The sequence below is a fragment of the Actinomadura rugatobispora genome, assembly GCF_042656285.1.
GTDB classification, from domain to species: domain Bacteria; phylum Actinomycetota; class Actinomycetes; order Streptosporangiales; family Streptosporangiaceae; genus Spirillospora; species Spirillospora rugatobispora.
In genome coordinates this window covers 19,632-38,887 of record NZ_JBHSON010000023.1, presented here as the reverse complement: position 1 = coordinate 38,887, position 19,256 = coordinate 19,632, and the positions used below count along the sequence as shown (strand labels likewise).

At 72.5% G+C, this 19,256-nt stretch carries 19 protein-coding genes; 8 read left to right on the top strand and 11 right to left on the bottom strand.

Annotation, left to right across the window (positions count from 1 at the left end; genetic code table 11):
- Window positions 1-12: 12 nt before the first annotated feature.
- Both ACFPZN_RS18210 and ACFPZN_RS18205 read right to left on the bottom strand, forming a co-directional pair.
- Window positions 13-774 (bottom strand): cytochrome d ubiquinol oxidase subunit II, encoded by a 762-nt coding sequence (locus ACFPZN_RS18210; RefSeq protein WP_378283187.1) that lies wholly within the window; start codon window positions 772-774, stop codon window positions 13-15.
- Between the two features lie 123 nt (window positions 775-897).
- Entirely contained in the window at window positions 898-2,157 is a 1,260-nt protein-coding gene (locus tag ACFPZN_RS18205) for a cytochrome ubiquinol oxidase subunit I (protein ID WP_378283186.1), read from the bottom strand.
- A gap of 2,292 nt (window positions 2,158-4,449) precedes the next feature.
- Between ACFPZN_RS18205 and ACFPZN_RS18200 the strand changes: the two genes are divergently transcribed.
- Window positions 4,450-5,499 (top strand): tyrosine-type recombinase/integrase, encoded by a 1,050-nt coding sequence (locus ACFPZN_RS18200; protein ID WP_378283185.1) that lies wholly within the window; start codon window positions 4,450-4,452, stop codon window positions 5,497-5,499.
- A 21-nt stretch (window positions 5,500-5,520) separates the two neighbouring features.
- On the opposite strand, the gene ACFPZN_RS18195 is transcribed toward ACFPZN_RS18200, so the two are convergent.
- The 3 genes from ACFPZN_RS18195 to ACFPZN_RS18185 form a co-directional block, all read right to left on the bottom strand.
- Entirely contained in the window at window positions 5,521-6,222 is a 702-nt protein-coding gene (locus ACFPZN_RS18195) for a hypothetical protein (RefSeq protein WP_378283184.1), read from the bottom strand.
- 69 nt (window positions 6,223-6,291) lie between these two features.
- Window positions 6,292-6,933: an HAD family hydrolase gene (locus ACFPZN_RS18190; protein WP_378283183.1), complete on the bottom strand. Its 642-nt coding sequence runs from the start codon at window positions 6,931-6,933 to the stop codon at window positions 6,292-6,294.
- Between the two features lie 72 nt (window positions 6,934-7,005).
- Complete coding sequence (locus tag ACFPZN_RS18185; protein ID WP_378283182.1) at window positions 7,006-7,449, bottom strand: DUF1707 SHOCT-like domain-containing protein; 444 nt, start codon at window positions 7,447-7,449, stop codon at window positions 7,006-7,008.
- A gap of 186 nt (window positions 7,450-7,635) precedes the next feature.
- Between ACFPZN_RS18185 and ACFPZN_RS18180 the strand changes: the two genes are divergently transcribed.
- Together ACFPZN_RS18180 and ACFPZN_RS18175 are read left to right on the top strand one after the other, a co-directional pair.
- Window positions 7,636-8,358 (top strand): DedA family protein, encoded by a 723-nt coding sequence (locus tag ACFPZN_RS18180; RefSeq protein WP_378283181.1) that lies wholly within the window; start codon window positions 7,636-7,638, stop codon window positions 8,356-8,358.
- Between the two features lie 215 nt (window positions 8,359-8,573).
- Window positions 8,574-9,362 (top strand): phosphatase PAP2 family protein, encoded by a 789-nt coding sequence (locus ACFPZN_RS18175; RefSeq protein ID WP_378283180.1) that lies wholly within the window; start codon window positions 8,574-8,576, stop codon window positions 9,360-9,362.
- 103 nt (window positions 9,363-9,465) lie between these two features.
- Here ACFPZN_RS18175 and ACFPZN_RS18170 read toward each other — a convergent pair whose 3' ends face one another.
- Both ACFPZN_RS18170 and ACFPZN_RS18165 read right to left on the bottom strand, forming a co-directional pair.
- Window positions 9,466-10,122 (bottom strand): response regulator, encoded by a 657-nt coding sequence (locus ACFPZN_RS18170; protein ID WP_378283179.1) that lies wholly within the window; start codon window positions 10,120-10,122, stop codon window positions 9,466-9,468.
- Window positions 10,119-12,104, bottom strand: a complete 1,986-nt coding sequence (locus ACFPZN_RS18165; protein ID WP_378283178.1) for a sensor histidine kinase — start codon at window positions 12,102-12,104, stop codon at window positions 10,119-10,121. Before ACFPZN_RS18165 ends, ACFPZN_RS18170 begins: the two co-directional genes overlap by 4 nt.
- A gap of 143 nt (window positions 12,105-12,247) precedes the next feature.
- On the opposite strand from ACFPZN_RS18165, the gene ACFPZN_RS18160 reads away from it, so the two are divergent.
- The 4 genes from ACFPZN_RS18160 (at window position 12,248) to ACFPZN_RS18145 (ending at window position 15,730) form a co-directional block, all read left to right on the top strand.
- Window positions 12,248-13,561 carry a sensor histidine kinase gene (locus ACFPZN_RS18160; RefSeq protein WP_378283177.1) on the top strand — a complete coding sequence of 438 codons (1,314 nt, stop codon included), beginning with the start codon at window positions 12,248-12,250 and terminating at the stop codon, window positions 13,559-13,561.
- Window positions 13,558-14,223, top strand: a complete 666-nt coding sequence (locus tag ACFPZN_RS18155; protein WP_378283176.1) for a response regulator — start codon at window positions 13,558-13,560, stop codon at window positions 14,221-14,223. Before ACFPZN_RS18160 ends, ACFPZN_RS18155 begins: the two co-directional genes overlap by 4 nt.
- Window positions 14,224-14,312: 89 nt before the next feature.
- The gene (locus tag ACFPZN_RS18150) at window positions 14,313-14,948 is read left to right on the top strand and encodes an RNA polymerase sigma factor (protein ID WP_378283175.1); all 636 of its coding nucleotides are present in this window, start codon (window positions 14,313-14,315) and stop codon (window positions 14,946-14,948) included.
- Window positions 14,945-15,730 (top strand): methylated-DNA--[protein]-cysteine S-methyltransferase, encoded by a 786-nt coding sequence (locus ACFPZN_RS18145; protein ID WP_378283174.1) that lies wholly within the window; start codon window positions 14,945-14,947, stop codon window positions 15,728-15,730. Before ACFPZN_RS18150 ends, ACFPZN_RS18145 begins: the two co-directional genes overlap by 4 nt.
- A 219-nt stretch (window positions 15,731-15,949) precedes the next feature.
- Here the strand turns inward: ACFPZN_RS18145 and ACFPZN_RS18140 are convergent, their stop codons facing one another.
- Entirely contained in the window at window positions 15,950-16,087 is a 138-nt protein-coding gene (locus ACFPZN_RS18140; protein WP_378283173.1) for a hypothetical protein, read from the bottom strand.
- Window positions 16,088-16,107: 20 nt separating this feature from the next.
- The gene (locus tag ACFPZN_RS18135) at window positions 16,108-16,269 is read right to left on the bottom strand and encodes an ABC transporter permease (RefSeq protein WP_464042068.1); all 162 of its coding nucleotides are present in this window, start codon (window positions 16,267-16,269) and stop codon (window positions 16,108-16,110) included.
- Window positions 16,270-16,289: 20 nt separating this feature from the next.
- Between ACFPZN_RS18135 and ACFPZN_RS18130 the strand changes: the two genes are divergently transcribed.
- The gene (locus ACFPZN_RS18130; protein WP_378283171.1) at window positions 16,290-16,592 is read left to right on the top strand and encodes a hypothetical protein; all 303 of its coding nucleotides are present in this window, start codon (window positions 16,290-16,292) and stop codon (window positions 16,590-16,592) included.
- Between the two features lie 33 nt (window positions 16,593-16,625).
- Here ACFPZN_RS18130 and ACFPZN_RS18125 read toward each other — a convergent pair whose 3' ends face one another.
- Both ACFPZN_RS18125 and ACFPZN_RS18120 read right to left on the bottom strand, forming a co-directional pair.
- Window positions 16,626-17,528, bottom strand: a complete 903-nt coding sequence (locus ACFPZN_RS18125; protein ID WP_378283270.1) for an aminoglycoside phosphotransferase family protein — start codon at window positions 17,526-17,528, stop codon at window positions 16,626-16,628.
- 749 nt (window positions 17,529-18,277) lie between these two features.
- Window positions 18,278-19,255, bottom strand: a complete 978-nt coding sequence (locus ACFPZN_RS18120; RefSeq protein ID WP_378283170.1) for a CU044_5270 family protein — start codon at window positions 19,253-19,255, stop codon at window positions 18,278-18,280.
- Window position 19,256 lies beyond the last annotated feature (1 nt).

Below are 19,256 nucleotides of genomic sequence, written 5' to 3'. Positions count from 1 at the left end.
ACTCCCGCACACTCACAGGTAGGAAGGGGAGTCGACACGCCCCCGGAACGTCCACCACACCAGCGCCTGCGCCGCCAGCAGCAACGGCAGCAGCACCACCGTCATCACCGCCGTCGCCGCCAACGCCGTCCCCGACGACGCCGACTCCGACCACGGCAACCGCGCACCCGCCGCCACCGCGACCACCACCAGCACCGCCGCCGACACCCCGTACCGCGCCGGCACCCGCCGCGCCCGCTCCAGCACCGCACCCGCCGACCGCAACCGCGCGAACCCCGCACCATGCACCGCGAACACCACCGCCAGCGGCAACCCCAGCACACTGCCGACGTTCAACCCCAGATCCCCATCACCACCGCCCACCGCGATCGACCCCAGCAGCGCACCCCACACCAGCGCCAGCGCCCAACTGCCCCCCACGATCGCCGCGTCACAACCACCACGCCACACCGCCGCGTCCACCCGCCCCCGCAGCCACAACCCCATGTCCCGCACCACCCACGCCACCAGCAGCACCACGAACAGCGGGAACAACCCCTCCAGCAGATGGTGCTCCAACCCCGGGAACGCGCCGGCGGTGATCCCCGCCGCCGACACCAGCCACACCTCGTTCCCCAGGAAGAACGGCGCGATCGAAGCGATCACCACCCGCCGCTCCGCCTGGTCCCGACCCAGGAACGGCAGCAGCATCCCCACACCGATATCACCGCCGGCCAGCACCAGATACCCGGCGGTGAACACCGCCAGCATCGCCACCGCGAGCAACTCCATCATCGACCTCCACTGCCGTGGCCCGCGCCACCCGCGCGACCAGAACGAAACCATCGAAGGAGCGAGAGGACCCGGGCACCGGGCCCCCGCCACAGGCAAAAGACCCGGCCCCGGAACCCCGCCCGGTCAGAACGTCGGCGTCAACGCCGCAGCCGACGCACCCGACGCCTCATCCGGCGGGGGAGCGGCCCCCAGCCGCGCACCCTCCGGACCCCGCCGCGCGAACCGCGCCAGCAACCACGCGTTCACCGCCACCAGCACCGCGAACAACCCCGTGAACACCACGAACGACGCCGTGATCAGCCCCGGGCCCACCCCCGACAACGCGTCCTCGGTCCTCAGCACCCCGTACACCGCCCACGGCTGCCGCCCCACCTCACGGAACACCCACCCCGACAGCATCGCCACATACGGCAGCGGCACCGCCGCCATCACCACCACATGGAAGATCCGGCCCCGCACCAGCCACCCACCGAACGCCGCCTTCACCAGCGCCACGATCGCCAGCAGGAACAGCAGCGACCACACCATGGCCATCACGCCCTCAGCCGCCGACGCCAACCCCGGCGGCAGATAGTCACCCGGCCCGAACCGCGCCGCGAAATCGGCCGCCGCCGCCTTCGCCTCATCCGAGGACCGATGCTTGGTCGGCTGCACGTACTGGAACTGCATCCCCCCGAACACCACCACCGGGAACACCGCCACCACCAGCGCCAGCAACCCCATCCGCATCGAACGGCCGAAGAACTCCACCTCCGCCGTCCGCCGGAACAGGTGATAGCCGCTCACCCCGGCCATGAACAGCCCCGCCGTCAGCAACCCCCCGAAGCCCACGTGCAAGAACGCCAGCACCGCCGTCGGATTGGTCAGCAGCGCCCCCAGATCCGTCAGATGCGCGACACCGTCCCGCATCTCATAGCCCACCGGCCGCTGCATCCACCCGTTGGCCACCAGGATGAAATACGCCGACAGGTACGCCGTCAGCGTCACCACCCAGATCAACCCCAGATGCACCCACCGGTTCAGCCGATCCCACCCGAAGATCCACAACCCCAGGAACGTCGACTCGACGAAGAACGCCACCACCGTCTCCATCGCCAGCGGAACCCCGAACACCTGCCCCACCAGCGACGACATCCCACCCCAGTTCATCCCGAACTGGAACTCCATCACCAGCCCGGTGACGATCCCCACCGCATAATTGATCACATACAGCTGGCCCCAGAACCGCGTCATCCGCGCATGCAGCGCATTCCCCGACAGCGTCGCCCGCGTCTGCATCAACGCCACCAGCGTCGCCAACCCCAGCGTCAACGCCACGAACAGGAAATGCGACCCCGCCGTCAGCGCGAACTGCAACCGGGCCAGCATCAACGGGTCGTCCATCACTCACCCTCAACCCTCGATCGGTCCCACCGATCCTGGGCCCACCACCCCCACCGGCGAATCGTGCCCGAGCATGCACCCGCCCTACATCTTTCGCGCACACCCACCCCACCGCCTACATCCCGGGATGTACACACCCGCCAACCCACCACAACACCGGCATGACCCCCGCCGACCAAGACCCGCAACCACCCGACCCCCGCACCACCAGCGGGGGAGCACCATGAACAGCGGCGACACCCCCTCACACAGGGCAAGGCACCGACTCCACCCGCCGCGCCGCCCATGCCCACGCCGATGCCGCTGGGAGCAGGGGAGGGGACGAGAGCACCGCACGTCCACCCGCACCCGCTTCGCCACTCGATGGTGAAACCCGCTCGAGCCGACGAACCCAATCGTGCCGCTGAGGTACCCGGCTGGCAGGCCACTGGGCCGGGCGTGTTTGCGCCCCCGTCACAGGCCCGCAGATCCCACGAGGTGGAGCGGGTCCGATCCAGCCACCGCTGCTGAATGGCACCACCGGCTGGCCTGCGCCCCGACCAGCCCGGGGGCAATTGGCAAACCGGGCAGGGCCGCTACCTCGTGGTCGTCCGCTTCCACGCCCACCACGCCTGGCCGTGACCGTCGCCCGGCACGCGGCGGGGGAGAGGTGGACAGGCGGTGGTGCCCGTGATGTTCGGCCGGGCGTGCGGCACTACGACGGGAGCCCGCACGTGAACTCCCTGCTGTACGTGGCGCGCGGGAAGGCCCTCGGGTAGACCCGGCTGGTGCCCCAAAGCCAAACCTGCGCGGGCCTGATCTGCTCGGCCCCTGTACGCGACCGGGTCGTGTCGGCTGGTGCGATGGGGGGAGTCAGGCTGCGCAAGCGGCTGAGCATTACGAGGAACGTGTACGCCGCAGTCGCATCACGACGAGGAAGGCTGGTCGGTCGCACGTACCCGCGCGCATACCTGGCCGGAGCACCTCCCCAGGCCTGGGCTTACTGGTCGTCGCCCTCAGGGTCGGGATCGCGCTTTGGACGGGCCGCACCATGCGCGGGGGGCTGGTGCCGGGTCGGCGTGGTTCCAGCTCGAGCGGAGCGAGAACACGCTGCGATTCGGGGTGAACTGCGCCTGGCCGCCCCTGGAAGTCGTTGCCCCAACCACGTGGATCTGACCAACGCTGGGCCGGCCCCGCCTACCTCTAACGGCGCCAGGACAAACGAGGAGCGAGTCGCCGCGCGCCTGCTCTTCTGGCTCGGGCGTACGTGCTCACCCACATGCACGCCGCGATCGAAGCAGCCCGTGCCCGGTGCCGTCGGGGTGCCGGTCGGAAGTTCTGGTAGGCCTCGGCGTGGGCGCAAGGGGCCTGCCCCGGACGTTCTCGTGAGCACCCCTGAGAGCCCGGGGGGTGGCCAGGGGGCCGATTCAGGCTCTACTTAACATAATGTTCATTATCGACCATCGGTTTCACGGCCCAGAAGAGGGGCGAAACGGGCTGAACGCCGTCCAGTGAGGAATGCTCATCGCACCGCGCACTCGCCTCCTACGGCGTCGGCGCGCGACTGTCCGCGCTGCCCGCGCGATGTGCGAATGCAGGACGGCGGCACGCGGAACCGCGCACAAGTCGATCGTCCGCCTGGGGTACGCCTCGGCATGTCGCCGTGGCGGCGTGCGGTCGGCCGTATGTCCAGGGTTTCGGGTTCGGCGCTCCGGGGTGAATCTTGGTTGGCGCCTGAGGCTTCTTGCTCGGGTCAAGTGATAACCGGGCGCGGGAGTCATCGCTGTGGGCGCTCGGGCAGGTCAGATGGTGTTTTGTGCGGTGTCCGCGCTGTGCTGTGGCGCTCGAGCCGAGAACTGGAAACCGACAAAATGGAGCAAACCAGACAGAAGCTGGATTCTGTCGGGTCTGATCGAGAGGATTCTCGGCGGGCTCTGGGGCGTTCCTGCAGGATCCGCGGGTTGGCGTCGGGCGCGAGCGGTCTCGATGGCGTGGACGGCCAACTTGCCGGATGCCCGGCTCCACCTTGGACGGCGCCGGTGCCGACGACGGTCGAGCGAGCCGACGCAGCCGGACGATGCGCGCCGGAGATACGCTTCGTGCGGTCCGTGTCAGTGACGGGCACCGACACCACTTCGAGAATCCAGTCCATGAGGCTCTCCTCTCGAGGTACTCCCCCGGATGGGCCTTCCGCACGCGGCGAAGCCATCGCCCTCTCCCCCCGCCGTCGCGCCCGCCTTGTCGCGTGATCACGCAGAGTGATGATCGGGATGCGGGGGCGTTCTGTCGGCGCGGGACGGTAACGTCCGCGGGGTGCGTCCCAGCGATGTCCAGCGCCTCACCGTTCACGAGACCGCCGACCGTTATGCCGAGATGATCCGGGCCAAGGCCGCGACCGGTGCTCTGGCGCCGGGCACGGCCGAGGTGTACACGCGTGACGTGCACACCTTCGCCGAGCTGGCGGGGCCCGATCGGGTGCTGGACGATCTGGGCGGCGCGGACGTCGACGAGGTGCTGCTGAAGTTCGCGCACAAGCCCGACGGGCGGCGCCGCGTGGCGGCCGGCGGTGCCGGGACGGGGGGTGCGGTGCCGCGGCAGTCGGCGTCGTCGCAGGCGCGTTTCCGCAGGTCGTTGTCGGCGTTCTTCCGGTATGCGGCGATCGTGGGGTGGGTGCAGCTGGATCCGATGCGGGCGGTGACGCTCAAGCCCAAGGAGCGGGGCGGGTTGCGGGCGCGGCGGCGTGCGCTGACGGTGGAGCAGGCCGACGGGCTGGTGGGTGCGGCGCGGGGGCTGGTGGCGGCTCCGGCGGATCCGGGGCGGCGGGCCGATCAGCGGACCGAGTTGCGGGACGCGCTGATCGTGCTGCTGCTGGCGGCGGTGGGGCCGCGGGTGTCGGAGTTGACGCGGGCCGATGTGGAGGACTTCTTCGTCAACGGGGGTGTGCGGTACTGGCGGATCTTCGGCAAGGGCGGGCGGACGCGGGATGTGCCTCTCCCCCGGCCCGTGGCGGAGGTGCTGGACGCCTACCTGGCCGAGGGGCGCGGTGCGCTGGATCGGGGGCGTGAGCCCAAGGCGCTGCTGCTGTCGTGGCGCGGTCACCGGCTGGCGCGCGGTGATGTGCAGGGGGTGATCGATCGGGTGCTGGCGCGGGTGGATCCGGAGCATCGGCGCGGGGTGACGCCGCATGGGCTGCGGCATACGACGGCGACGCATCTGCTGGCGGCGGCGACGGACATGGACGCGGTGCGCAGGGTGCTGGGGCATTCGGATCTGTCGACGCTGGGGCGGTACCGCGATGAGCTGCCGGGTGAGCTGGAGGCGGCGATGCGGGTGCATCCGCTGCTGCGGCGCGAGGACGCCTGATCTCTCGGGAGGGGTGGGTGGTCACACCCAGCCGAGGTCGGTGGGTTCGGGGAAGCCGCGGTGCCAGATGCCGTAGATGATCAGCATGAGGAGGGCGGGGGCGAAGGCGATGAGCATGAGGCGGCCCAAGCGGTGGCGGGTGGTCCAGCCCCAGGCGGCGAACGCGGCGGTGATGGCGATGGAGGGTAGGGCGGTCTGGCCTTCGAGGGCGTTGGTGGTGTAGGTGAGGCCGGTGAGGAGGGCCAGGGCGATGGGGAGCGGGCCGCGTGCGGGTTGGTGGTGGGCGAGGGTGGTGGCCAGGGCGATGAGGACGAGGGTGAGGCCGCCGTACCAGAGGTAGTGGCCGACGTATTCGTCCCAGAGGTGGGCGATGTCGCTGGGGGCGCGGTTGCCGACGGAGTTGGCGGCCAGGTGGATGCCGTGGCCTTCGACGTAGGTGAGGGCGCCCACGAGGTAGAGGGTCCAGGTGCGCGGGCGGGCGTGTGCGGCGCGTAGGGCCGCGGCCGCGGGCAGGAGGACGGCGTAGGGGGTGAGGATGTCGATCCAGTCGGCCCAGCGGGTGTCGCCGATGTCTCCGAGCCAGGCCAGGCCGACGCCGACGTGGTGGGTGAGGGCGTAGGCGATGGCGGTGAGGGCGAGCCAGGGCAGGGGGCCGGTGCGGGGGCGGGTACTGGTGTCGGTGCGGGTGTCGGAGGGGTGTGCGGTGGCGTCGGTCGGGGCCATGGGCGCGCCCTCCGGGGTCGGGGGTGGTGGGTTCCATCATGGCGCGGGGCGGGTGGGCGGTGGCGGGGATCAGGGGGTGGCGAGGAGGGTGCGGGCCAGGTGGTAGGCCTCGGTGAGGTCGTTGCCACGGTAGTCGAGGGCGGCGAGGTCGGCGAGGTGGTGGTCGGCGTTGACGGCGACGGTGTTGGGGAGGTGGCGGAAGAGGGGGGCGTCGGACATGGAGTCGCCGTAGGCCAGGCAGCGGTTGAGGGGCAGTCGGTGGCGGGTGCGGAGTTGTTCGGTGATGCGGACTTTGTCGGCGGGAGTGAGGACGTCGTCGGGGTCGAGCGGTGCGGTGAAGGGCAGGGGCGGGAACCTGGAGGCGATGACGTCGTCGAAGCCGAGTTCGAGGAGGTTCCGGGCGAAGAAGTCGGGTGACATGGTGATGACGGCGGAGTGTTCGCCGCGGGCGCGGATGTCGGCGCAGACGTCGCGGATGCCGTTCAGCCAGGGGCCGGCGGTGTAGGCGGCGGTGACGTGGTCGGGGGTGAGGTGGCGCCAGAGGCGGTGGATTTCGGCGGAGAAGGCGCGGGTGTCGATGTCGCCGGCGGAGAAGCGGGCTTCGAGGGCGTGGAGTTCGGGGAGGGTGCCGAGTTGGCGGGCGACCTCGAGGTTGGCGGTGGTGCCGGTGAGGAGGGTGCCGTCCATGTCGAAGATGTGCAGGGTTCCCACAAGTGGGGAATTCTGTCGGATCTGGTTGGTGGTGGGCGAGTCGTTTTGTTGGGCGGGCCGGTGCCGCGGGGGTCAGTCGTCGTCGCGTTCGGGCCAGATGGCGTAGGACAGGAGGATGGCGGCCCAGATGCCGAGGGGGACCATGGGCCAGTAGAAGGTCCACTCCCCCTCGCGGACGGCGTTGACGGCCCAGATGGTGGTCATGATGAGGGCGCCGCCGGTCCAGTAGCTCCATTCGTTGAGCCACTCGCGTTTGTCGGCTTGGGTTTTGGCGGTTCTGCGGGCTGCGGCGGCCTTGGCGTGGGCGGTGCGGGAGGGGGGCAGGTCGGCGGTGAGCGGTTGGAGCTGTCGCTGGGTGGTGGCGGTGGCGGCCTGCTCGAGCCGTTTGTTGTATTCGGCGGTGTCGAGGGCGCCTTCGGCCAGGGCGTCGCCGAGTCGTTCGATGGTGGTGTTGCGGTCGTCGTCGGAGGCGCGGAGGTCGGGTGCGGGCGGGTGTGTGGCGTGTGGTGTCTCCATCGTGGCTCCCCGTGAGGTTGCGGTGGTTCCAGGATGGCCGCCGCGGGTGGGCGGGGTCGTCCTCCAGGGTGAGGAATCGGTGGTACATCGTTCGCAGGATGCCGTCGTGACCACTGCCGGAAGTAGGGGGTGGGCGGGGACGTAGGTGCGATGTGCGGGGTGGTGGTCGTTTTCTAGCGTCGTGGCATGGACGGAGTGCTGGATGTACTGCACGCGGCGGTGACCTCGCCGTGGTTCTACGTGGCGTTGTTCGCGGTCGCGATGATCGACGGGTTCTTCCCGGTGGTGCCGAGCGAGAGCATGGTGATCACGGGTGGGGTGTACGCGGCGTCGGGTGAGCCCGATCTGGTGCTGGTGATCGTGTTGGCGGCGCTGGGGGCGTTCGCGGGTGATCACGTGTCGTATCTGGTGGGGCGGGGGTCGGGTGGGCGGTTGACGGGGCGGTTGCGGCCGGGGTCGCGGCGGTATGGGGCGTTCGCGTGGGCGCGGCGGGTGATGGACGAGCGCGGCGGGCTGATCCTGGTGGTGGCGCGGTATGTGCCCGGTGGGCGTACGGCGGTGACGCTGACGATGGGTGCGGTGGGGTTCCGGCTGCGGTCGTTCTCGTTCTTCGCGGCGGTGGCGGCGGTGAGCTGGGCGTTGTACGGGGCGCTGCTGGGGTTCGTGGGCGGCAGGGCGTTCGAGCACGATCCGATCAAGGGTGTGGCGCTGGGGATCGGGTTGGCGATCGCGTTGACGGTGGTGGTGGAGGCGGTGCGTTATCTGCGCCGGCGTGCGCGGGTCGGGGCGGGGTCGCAGGGCGGTGCCGCGGATGCCGGTGCAGGTGGGCGGGTCGGCGCCGTTGCGGGTCGTGAGGGTGGCGCGGAGGGTGCCGGGGCCGGTTCGCAGGAGCGTGTGACGCCGGTGTGAGGCGCTCCCCGGGGCTGGCCGGTGTCGGCGGTGGCGAGGGGTGCGGGGGTGGCGCCGGGGTGGGCGAAGTGGTGGCGGTGACTGTGCGATTGTCGGGGCAAAGGTGGTCTATGGCGTGACATTCTCTACATGTTCGTGAACGCGAAGTGAACAAAGACGGTCCGGCGCGGGATCTCATTCCTGTGTACGGGCCGTCTTCGAGCGTGAGGGAGAGCATGCAAGCGCCTGGCTTCAGCGCCGACTGGTATCGCGCCGTGACCGAGTTCGCCCACGGGCTGCCCTCCTGGGTGCATCCGGTGGCCGAGGTCGGGACCGACGCGGGGCTGCTGGTGTTCGCCGTGCTGTTCGTGGCGGGCTGGTGGCGCGCCCGCGGGCTCGGCGAGCGGGAGATGGGGCTGGCGCTGCTGGCGCCGGTGGCCGTGGTGGCGGCGTACCTGGTCAGCGAGGTGTCCAAGTCGTTCCTGCAGGAGGAGCGGCCGTGCCGGGCGGTGGCGGGGGCGATGAACATCGCCGAGTGCCCCGCTCCGGGTGACTGGTCCTTCCCCAGCAACCACGCGACGATCGCGGCGGCCTCGGCGGCGGCGATCGTGGTGGCCTGGCGGGTGATGGCGCCGCTGGTGCTGCCGCTGGCGGTGCTGATGGCGTTCTCGCGGGTGTTCGTCGGGGTGCACTACCCGCATGACGTGGCGGCGGGTTTCGTGGTGGGTGTGGTGGTGGCGCCGCTGGTGGCGCTGGTGCTGGTGCGTGCGGTTGCGCCGCTGGTGAGGTCGTTGCGCGGGGTGGGCGCGGGTGCGGTGCTGCTCGGGCCGCCGCCGGCGGTCGCGGCCGCGGCGAGCGTCGTGCCGGGTGGCTTCCCGGGTGCCGTGGGGCCGCGGGCGGCCGGTGCCGGTGTGCACCGGCGGGTGGGTCCGCCGGAGCCGGTGGGTCCGTCTGCCGCGCCGGCGGTGACCACTCCCGATGTGATGGCCGGTAGGCACTCCTCCCCCGCTCCCCCGCGGACCTGAGCCGTGTGAGGGGCGGGTGCGTTCGAGGGCCCCGTGGCGTGCCGGTGCCGGTGTCGCCGCGGGGCCTTCGGCCGTCGGGAGGCGGGGCCGGGGGCGGGTGGAGTCAGGTCTGGCTGATCAGTCCGGCCTCGTAGGCGATGATGGCGGCCTGGACGCGGTTGCGGACCTCCAGGCGGGTGAGGATCGCGCTCACGTACGCCTTGACGGTCCCCTCGACCACGTGCAGCCGCCGTGCGATCTCGGCGTTGGACAGTCCGGCCCCGACCAGGGCGAGGACCTCGCGTTCGCGGGGGGTGAGGGTGTCGGTGCGGCGCCGTGCCGCCGAGCCGTGCGACATCCGGCCGCCGCCCAGTTCGGTGATGACGCGGTGGGCGACCTTGGGCGAGAGGTAGGCGGCGCCTTGGGCGACGGCGTGCACGCCGGCGATCAGTTCGTGGGGGTCCCCCGATTTCAGCAGGAAGCCGCTGGCGCCGTCGGACAGGGCGCGGGCGATGTACTCGTCCTCGCCGAAGGTGGTGAGCATGACCACCGAGGTCTCGGGGAGCACCCGCCGCAGTTCGGCGGCGGCGGCCAGGCCGTCCAGGCGGGGCATGCGGATGTCGAGCAGGACGACGTCGGGGCGGTGCGCGAGGGACCGCTCGACGGCCTCCCGTCCGTCGCCGGCTTCGGCGACGACCTCGATCGCGGGGTCGGCGGACAGGATCGCGCGGACGCCCGCGCGGATCATGGCCTCGTCGTCGGCGAGCAGGACGCGGATCACTGCCCCGCTCCCCCGGGCCCGGTTTCCCCGGTGGGGGCGTGGTCGTCCTGGGGGCCGCCGTCGCCGGGCTGCGCGGGGGCGGGCGCGCGCAGGACCTCTTTGGAGGCCAGTCGGCCGGAGGTGAAGCACAGCCGGTAGATGTCGCCCACTCCGAGCACGTTGGCGCTGGAGCGGTAGTAGCGGCAGAGGGCGCCGCCGGGCTCGGGGTACTGGGCGCGGCGGGCGCCGGTGTCCAGGGTCTGCATGCGGGGCAGCGCCGGTTCCACCTTGTCCTGGGGGGTTCCGGTTTGCAGCGCCGCGTACTGGGCGGGCCGCAGGACCGAGTTCAGGGTCGCGTAGACGTAGTAGCCGACCATGATCCCCGACAGGACCGCCACCAGGGCGGCCGGGACGGCGATCGCGGTGACCAGTTCGCGGCGAACCTGGCGGCGTTCGCGCGCGAGCCGCCGCGCCGATTCCGACATCGCCGCCTGCTCGTCCCCGCCGGGTTCAGGGGCGCCGTGGGTGTGGGCGTCGTGCCGTGCGGCGGGCGGCGTGGCATCCGAAGCCGCGGTGGTGGCCGGTGGTGTGGCGGGCAGTCGTGCGGCGACCTCGAACCCGCCCTCGGGGGTGGGGCCGGTGTGCAGCGTCCCGCCCGCCAGCCGGACCCGTTCGGCCAGGCCCGCCAGGCCGTGTCCCCCGCCCGTGCCGCCGCCGTTGGAGGTGGCGGGGGGCAGCAGCGGGGGCCCGTCGGGTGGCGCCTGGTTGATGACCGACACCGCGATCCCGCCGGGGGTGTCGGTGGTGTGGGCCAGGTGGACGGTGACGGGGGCGCCCGGGGCGTGCTTGGCCGCGTTGGTCAGGGCCTCCTGGACGACCCGGTGCGCCGCCAGCGCCACCATCGCGGTGGTCTCCGGCAGGACGTCCGCCTCTCCCCCCGCTCCCCCGCCTGCCCCGGTCACGGCGGGGGCGGCCAGGCGGACCGGGATGCCGGAGGCGCGGGCGCGTTCGACCAGTTCGGCGATGCTCTCGCGGGCCGGGCGCGTCAGGGCCGCGTCGTGGAGGCCGGGATCGTCCAGGGACGTTCCGGCGGAAGGGTGCGCAGCGGCGGCCGGGGCCGGGCCGCCGGGGCCGCTCTCGCGGAGCACGCCGATGATCTCGCGCAGGTGCTCGGTGGCCTCGGCGGCGCCCGCGCGCAGTTGCGCGGCGGCCGCGCGGTGCTGTTCGGCCAGGCCGGGCGCGACCTGCAGCGCGCCCGCCCGCACGGCGATGAGGGCCAGTTCGTGGCCCAGGGAGTCGTGCATGTCCTGGGCGATGCGGGCCCGTTCGCGCAGCCGTTCGCGTTCGGTGACGATGCGCTGTTCGCGTTCCAGTCGCTCGGCCCGCTCCCATCCGGCGTGCAGCAGTTCCTGGTACTGGCGCCAGTAGCGGCCCACCAGCCAGGGCAGCACGCCCAGCAGGACCAGGTAGATCGTGAGCGGGAACCAGGTGGTGACGTCGATGCCGCGGACGATGTTGATGGCGGTGCCGGCCACGAAGATCGCGGTGAACGTCCACAGCAGGGGGCGGGCGCGGTCCAGGCGTCGGCCGGTCAGGTAGGCCGCGACCGGCATGCCGAACACGAAGTTGGGGTGTACCAGGATCAGTGTGACCACGACCGGCAGCATGATCAGCGGGCGGGTCCGGCCGAGCACGATCGCGGCGGCCAGCGCGGCCAGGCCCGCGCCCTGCGCCCACCAGCCCAGGTCCTGGGGCTGGGGCGTCATCATTCCGATCATGACGGGGAGGGCCAGGATCGCCCAGAGCGCCGCGTCCAGCAGCGCGGTGCGCCGTGCGGGCGCCGACGGTGCCCGGCGCGTCCCGTCCCGATGGGGTCCGCCATGGCCGGGGCGGCCGCGCTCGAGCCCGTCGCCGCCGCCGTGCCCCGGGCCTGGAGCGGGGCTTGGAACGGGGCTTGGAGGGGCGGGGGGCGTGCCGATGGCGGGGGTGTTCAGGCCGTTCACCCTGGCCACGGTACAAGTCGCTCGACCTTGCCGGTACTGACGAAAGTCAGGGGTCCGCCCCGGTCGTGACGCCGCTGACCAGGCGCGCGGGCGGGCGGGGCGGGCGGGGCGGGCGGGGCGGGCGGCTGAACTACGGTGGTGCCGTGAACGCGATCCGCTGGCCGCGGGGCCAGGCCGCCGACCTCGTGCTGGCGATCGCCGCGACGGTGGTCACCCTGGTGATGTCCGTCGCGGCCGCCGGGCCCTCCGACCGCCCGCTGTGGCCGGGCGGGGTGATCCTGATCGTGGCCGTGTCGGGCGCGCTGGCGGCGCGGCGCCGCCATCCGGTGCTGACGCTGGTGGTCACGACCCTGCTGACGCCGCTGTACTACCCGCTGGGGTACCCGGACGGGCCTGTTGCGTTCGTGTTCGTGATCGCGCTGCTCACCGCGGCCGTGGAGTGCCGGCTGCACGTCTCGCTGGCCGCGGTCATCGTGATCAACGCGGGGTTCGTGGTGGTGGGCGCGGTGCGCGGCGGGAGCGCGGAGGCCGATCCCAGCGCGATCGTCGGTGCCGAGGACGTGGCCGGCGTCGGGGTGCTGCTGCTGCTGGTGGTGGGGATGGGACAGTACGTCCGCAGCCGGCGGGCGCAACTGGCCGATGCCGAGCGGCGGGCCGCCGAGGCGGTGCGCGACCGTGAGCAGGAGGCCCGCCGCCGCGCGACCGAGGAGCGGCTGCGGATCGCCCGGGAGCTGCACGATGTGCTGGCCCACCAGATCTCGCTGATCAACGTGCAGGCGGGTGCCGCGCTGCACCGCCGCGACGACCCCGAGCAGGCCTACGCCTCGCTGGAGGCCATCAAGCAGGCCAGCAAGCAGACGTTGCGGGAGCTGCGCGGGGTGCTGGGGGTGCTGCGGCAGGTCGACCAGGACGAGGAGGGCGGCGGTGCGGTCGAGCCGGCGCCGTCCCTGGCCCGGCTGGCGGGGCTGCTGGAGCGGACCTCGGCGTCGGGGCTGCGGGTCCGCCGCGCCGGGAAGATCACCGATGCGGCTCTGGCCGGTATGCTGCCGCCGCCGGTATCGCTCGCCGGGTACCGGATCGTGCAGGAGGCGCTGACCAACGCGGTGCGGCATGCGGGCGCGGCGGAGGCCACGGTCACGATACGGTGCGCGGACGGCGCGGTGATCGTGCAGATCGACGACGACGGTCCCGGGCCGGTCGACGTGTCGGCCCTGGAACGCGGCAACGGGCTGCGCGGCATGCGCGAGCGTGCCGTCGCGGTGGGCGGCGAGGTGACCGCCGGGCCCCGGCCCGGCGGCGGGTTCCGCGTCCGGGCGCGGCTGCCGCTGGCCGGTGGCGGCCTCGCCACGGACGCGGTCGCAGGCGGGGCCGGCGGGACGGGCACAACGGACGGGCAGGCGATGCGGGAACGGATGGAGCGGGGGCCGATGGCGGACCGGGCGGGAGACGACGCGTGATCCGGGTGGTGCTGGCCGACGACCAGACGCTGGTACGGGCCGGGTTCCGGTCGATCCTGGAGGGCGAGGACGACATCGAGATCGTCGCCGAGGCCGGGGACGGGGAGCAGGCGGTGCGGCTGGCGTCGCAGCTGCGGCCGCATGTGGTGCTGATGGACATCCGGATGCCGGTGCTGGACGGCCTGGAGGCCACCCGCAGGATCGTCACCGATCCCCGGCTGGCCGACGTCAAGGTTGTGATCTTGACGACGTTCGATCTGGACGACTACGTCTACGGCGCGATCAAGGCGGGGGCCAGCGGGTTCCTGGTCAAGGACACCGAGCCGCCCGAGCTGATCCACGGGGTGCGGGTGGTGGCGCGCGGGGACGCGCTGCTGGCGCCGACCGTGACCCGGCGGCTGATCGCCGAGTTCGCCTCCCGGATCTCCGCGCCGCCGCCGGCCGCCGAGCTCAACGCGCTGACCGACCGGGAACGCGAGGTCCTGGAGCTGGTCGCGGCGGGGCTGTCCAACGAGGAGATCGCGGGGCGGCTGGTGCTCAGTCCCGCCACCGCCAAGACCCACGTCAGCCGGATCCTGGCCAAGCTCGGCGCCCGCGACCGCGCCCAGCTGGTGGTCCTGGCCTATGAGACGGGGATGATCCGTCCCGGCTGGCTCGGCTGACGCCGCCCCCGTCCTCTCCCCGCACCTGGCCGCCCCCTTTCGGGTCCGGTGGGCGCAACGCAGCCGCACGCCGCGGTGTTGACAGGGAGGTGACGGTAACGGACGAACAGCTCCAACCCGCCGCCGGACCGGCCGGCCAAGCCGCTGCGGCCGAGGCGGCGGCCGCGCGCGTCGTCGCGGCGCTGGGCGAGGACCTGGACACCGGATTCGCCGCCCTCTACCAGGCCTACCGCGGCACCGTGTTCTCCACCGCGCTGCGCCTGTGCGGGCGGTGGGCCGAGGCCGAGGACCTGGCCGCCGAGACGTTCCTGCGCGCCTACCGCGCCCTGTGCGGGTACGCCCCGCAGCGGCTGGCCGAGCTGCGTCCCCGCGCCTGGCTGCTGACGATCCTGATGAACCTGTGGCGCAACAGCCTGCGCACCGCGGCGCGCAGGCCCGCGACCTCCCCGCTGGAGGAGGCCGCCGATCCCGCCGACCCGGCCGAGGGCGTGGAGGCCGCCGCCGCCCGGCACGAGACCGGCCGGGAACTGGCCGGGCTGCTGGCCCGGCTCAGCCCCGCCCAGCGCGCCGCCGTGGTGCTGCGGCACGTCGCCGACCTGCCCGTCACCGAGATCGCCGCCGTGCTGGACCTGCCCGAGGGCACCGTCAAGTCGCACATCTCCCGGGGCCTGTCCAGGCTCCGCGCGCTCCACCCGCTCGGCTCTTGGCAAGGGGGCACCCCATGACCCACCACGACCCGCACGCCGCCGACGGTCTGGAGGCGGCCCTGGCCGCGCTGGCCGCCGACGCCCCGCCCACCCTGCTGGACCGCGTCGCCGCGCGCCGCGTGCACGTGCCCGGACCGCTGGAGGGCCCCCACCGCGACCTGCAGGTGGCCTTCACCGACCAGGGCGTGGCGTTCCTGCGCGCCGGGCTGGACGAGCGCGCGTTCGCCGAGGCCTTCCGCCGCCGCTTCGCCCGTCCCCTGCTGCCCGCCGACCGCCCGCCCGCCGGCCTGGTGCCCGCTTTGCGCACCGGGCGGCCGGGCGGGCTGCGCCTGGACCTGCGCGGCCTCAGCGACTTCGAGGCCGCCGTGCTGCGCGCCACCGCCACCATCCCCCGCGGCCAGACCCGCCCCTACGCCTGGGTCGCGCGGCAGGCGGGCAACCCCAAGGCCGTCCGGGCCGCCGGATCGGCCCTGGGCCGCAACCCGGTGCCGCTGCTGATCCCCTGCCACCGCGTCACCCGTTCCGACGGGACGATCGGGCAGTACGTGTTCGGCGCCCAGGCCAAGGAACACCTGCTGCGCGCCGAGGACGTCGACCTGGACCAGCTGGCCGCCCTGGCCCGCCGGGGCGTGCAGTACCTGGGCAGCGACACCACCGGCATCGTGTGCTTCCCCACCTGCGCCGACGCCCGCCGCATCACCGCCGAGCACCGGCGCGGCTTCGCCACCCTGGCCGCCGCCCAGGCCGCCGGTTACCGCCCCTGCCGGCACTGCCGCCCTGGCAACCCCCAACCCGCCTGACCCGTTGGTCCGACGGCCCGAGCGGCCGGTTCACGTTCAGGCCCGATCGACCGGCCCCTGGACCACCTGCGCGCCGGAGGCTAACCGCCGCCCGCTGCTATCGCCGTTCGGCCGCAAGCACCTCAACCGCACCGACCGGCGCCTGCGAACTCCGTGACCCCGGCGCCGATAATGGCAGCGCAGGTGAGGATCGTGGTGTCCACAAACACTATGTGCAGGTCAGGGCAGGGCCTTGGTGAGGTCGCACAGGCGTTGGGTGTCGTCGAAGAGGACGGGGCGGGCGGCGGTGAAGGCCGCCAGCGCCCCGGCGGCGAGCAGCATGTACATCACCACGATCTGGTAGCGGGTCGCCGTCACCGGGTCGACGCCCTCCAGGATCAGCGCGGTGCGCAGGGCCCCGACGGTGTGGGGGCGAACGCCACGCGCGCGCTCAGCCCGAGACTGAGCCGCGCCTCCACGGCGAGCCGGGAGGCGGCCGCATCGTCACGTAGCCGGACCAGGGTGAGGGCGGTGGCCTGCATCGCGATGGCCACCACCATTCCCCGGCCGGGACGAGCACATGCGCTTCCAGTTCGAAGACGGCCAGGGCGGTGAGCGTCAGCCTGGTGCCGAGGGGCCCGGCGGCGACCTCGCCCGCGACGGCGAGCGAGTGGTGACGCAAGCCCGCGGACACCGACCCCGAACTCGCCCGCATCCGGCAAGAGCTGATCTGGAAGTCGGCGAAGAGAACGCCTACGCGATCCGGCTGACCGCCAAGGACTCGACACCGGTCGGCCGTCCGACCTGGGCCCGCTCCCCTTCGACGAAGCCCCTGCAGCGGATCGAAGCGCTGCTCAGCGTGCGGTTCTCCCTGCTCAGCTGACTGAGGCCACCAGGTAACAGCGTCACTGCGTGCCTACGGCAGAGCGCCTCTCAGAACGCGATCGAGTGCTGCGCGGCCTGCGGGTCCCCATGTCGGCTTGCCGCCGGGAATGCCTCGGTCTCCGTTCTGGCCTATCAGCATGAGGATCAGGCTTTTCAGAGCGGCCAGCCCGCGGGCGCGCCGGATCGTCGCCTCGTCGGCGTGCGCGTACACGTCGAAGAAGCGTGAGGCGGCGCCGGCGGGAAGGATCACCCATGCGGCCGCGAGGTCCCAGGCCGGGTCGCCGGCGCACATGTCACCGAAGTCGATCACGCCTGAGAGTGTCCCGTCCGAGACGATGACATTGGCGGGATGGAGGTCACCGTGCACCCAGACCGGTGGGCCCTTCCACTCTGGCGCCGCGACGGCGTCATCCCAGACGTCCCGGACATCGTCGGCGATGCCGTCGGGGACGACGGCGTGGAAGAAGTGGTCGAAGCCCTCCGTGTACTTGCTGGGGTGAGCGCCGCGGTCCGAACTGATCGGCGCCTCGGCGGGCGCCTCCACGTGCAGCGCCCTGAGGAAACCCGCCAGAGTGTCGGCCGCGTGGTCGCCGCGGCTGATCGAGGCGTGGTCCAGTGGCTCGCCGGGAACCCACGTCATGACGGTCCAGGGCTTTGGGAAACGCGCGGACGGCTCACCAGTCCGTACCGGGTTCGGGACCGGGAGCGGCAGGCGCGGGGCCAGGACGGGCAACCACCGGCGCTCCTTGCGCTGCAGGTCCGGGGCATGCTCTGTACGCGGCATGCGCACGGCCAACTCCTCCCCGAGGCGCCACTGCTGGTTGTCCCAACCGCCCGCCACCTCGCGCATGGCCAGCCCCGCAAGGTCTGGATGCTGCTCCTGCAGCAACTCATGGACCAGATCCGCGGTGATCTCGATCTCGGAGTCGGTCATACGACGCGACAGTACTGGGGCCAGGCGCCGACTCGCTCCGCTCATCATCCGCGAGGGCTGGCAGCCCGAGCCGTTAGCCGACGGCGGGACCTCGACGACGAAGAACAGGGGGTTGGTATTGGTCGAAAGGTCCTGGAAGCCGTCCGGGAACAGCTCACGGGCGGCCGGGTCGGGCTGCGGCTCGCTGATGGCGGCGAGGCGGAAGCCGGCGCCGGTGAAGGCATCGGTCATCGCGTGAAAGGGGGACGGCCGGAATACGGCAGAAAGGGGCCGCGAGGACCCGCGACCCTTGCCTCCGGGCAGCCGACGCCCTGAGCAGGCCGACTCCTAGGCCGCGACGTGCTGGGGGTTGATGCGGTGGAGCCGGTGCCGGAACCGTTCCTGTTCGTCGGCGTCGCGGCGGACCGGGACGTGCTCGCCGGTGTGCAGGTCGAGATGGCCCCACACGCCTCGGTTGGTCTCGTCGTGGATCCGGGGGTACGGAACTCTACTGACCGGTAGTAACGCTAACCAGGTTGAACGTGTAGGGTCCGATGTTCACCAGGGGTCGATGGCCGGGCCGGTACCGGATCTTCTTCAGTTTGCGTTTGACATGTGGACCAGGTGCTTCAGGGGCGGGGCGGCGAAGACGACCAGTTGTGGTGACCTGCCCGACCGCCCGGCGCCGGGGGCACTCACCCACGGGTGATGCCGGACAGGGCGCGGCGAGCGGTATGCGGGTCGGCTCGCCGGGCCCTGTCCGGGCGAGGTCAGGAACGCTGGCCGGGCTTGTCCACGATCTTGGTGGTGACGCGGACCATGAGGCGCTGCAGGGTTCCCTTCGGTATCTGGAGGGCGGGTTCGCCCTCTGACCGCAGCGTGCGGTCCTTGATGGCGATGGCACGTTCGCCGAGGTAGCTGTAGGTCCGGGGATCGAGCAGCACTTCCTCGCGCACCCAGCCCGTCGTCAGGCCGAGGGCCAGGGCCGGACGGCCGGCCGCATCGGCCCTGTCCTTGAGGAGGGTCACGCCCGGGATCAGCTTGATGGCACGGAAGATCGTCGCCTCCGTCGCCGGCGGGTAGACGTTGTCCCGGAGCAGCGTGATGAGCGTCAGGTAGGCCATCTCGCGGCCCTTTGGCCGGTCGCCGCCGACCTTGCGCAGCAGCGCTGCGGGATCGGTGGGGATGGGGTTGTACCTGGCTGCGATGACCGACGAGACCATCTCGTGGTTGACCTCGATCTCGCCGTTCTTGTACGCGGCGAACTGCTTGCCGTCGGCTCGCCGCCAGAGCTCCCATTCGTCGGTCCGATAGGGGCCGCCGGCGACCGCCCCGGCCGGTTTGGCTCCGGTGGTCAGCCGCATCTTGGTGTAGACCCACTGCTGGGCCTTGGGGGCGGTGACCGGGCGGCTCTCGGCGGCCGCGGCGGCGCGGTCGAGCACCCGGCCCGTCTCGGCGGCCGATGCCAGCCGGATCTCGGGCAGGACCGGTCCGGGCGGCACGGCGTCGCCGCCGATCTGGCCGGCGACGCCGACCCCCGCCGTGATCGCGAGCGCCGCCGCGGCGGCCACCGCGAGCCGCAGGCCGGGCAGCCGGAAACGGCGGGCCGACACGGCCGGCGGTTCGGGGACGGTCATGACGTCGTTCAGCAGAGCGCGCGCGGCGGGCCGGCCGGCGTACCCGGCCAGGGAGGCGTCGTCGACGCGGGCCATCGCACGAACCAGGTCGTCGGTGGGGTGAGGCTTCATG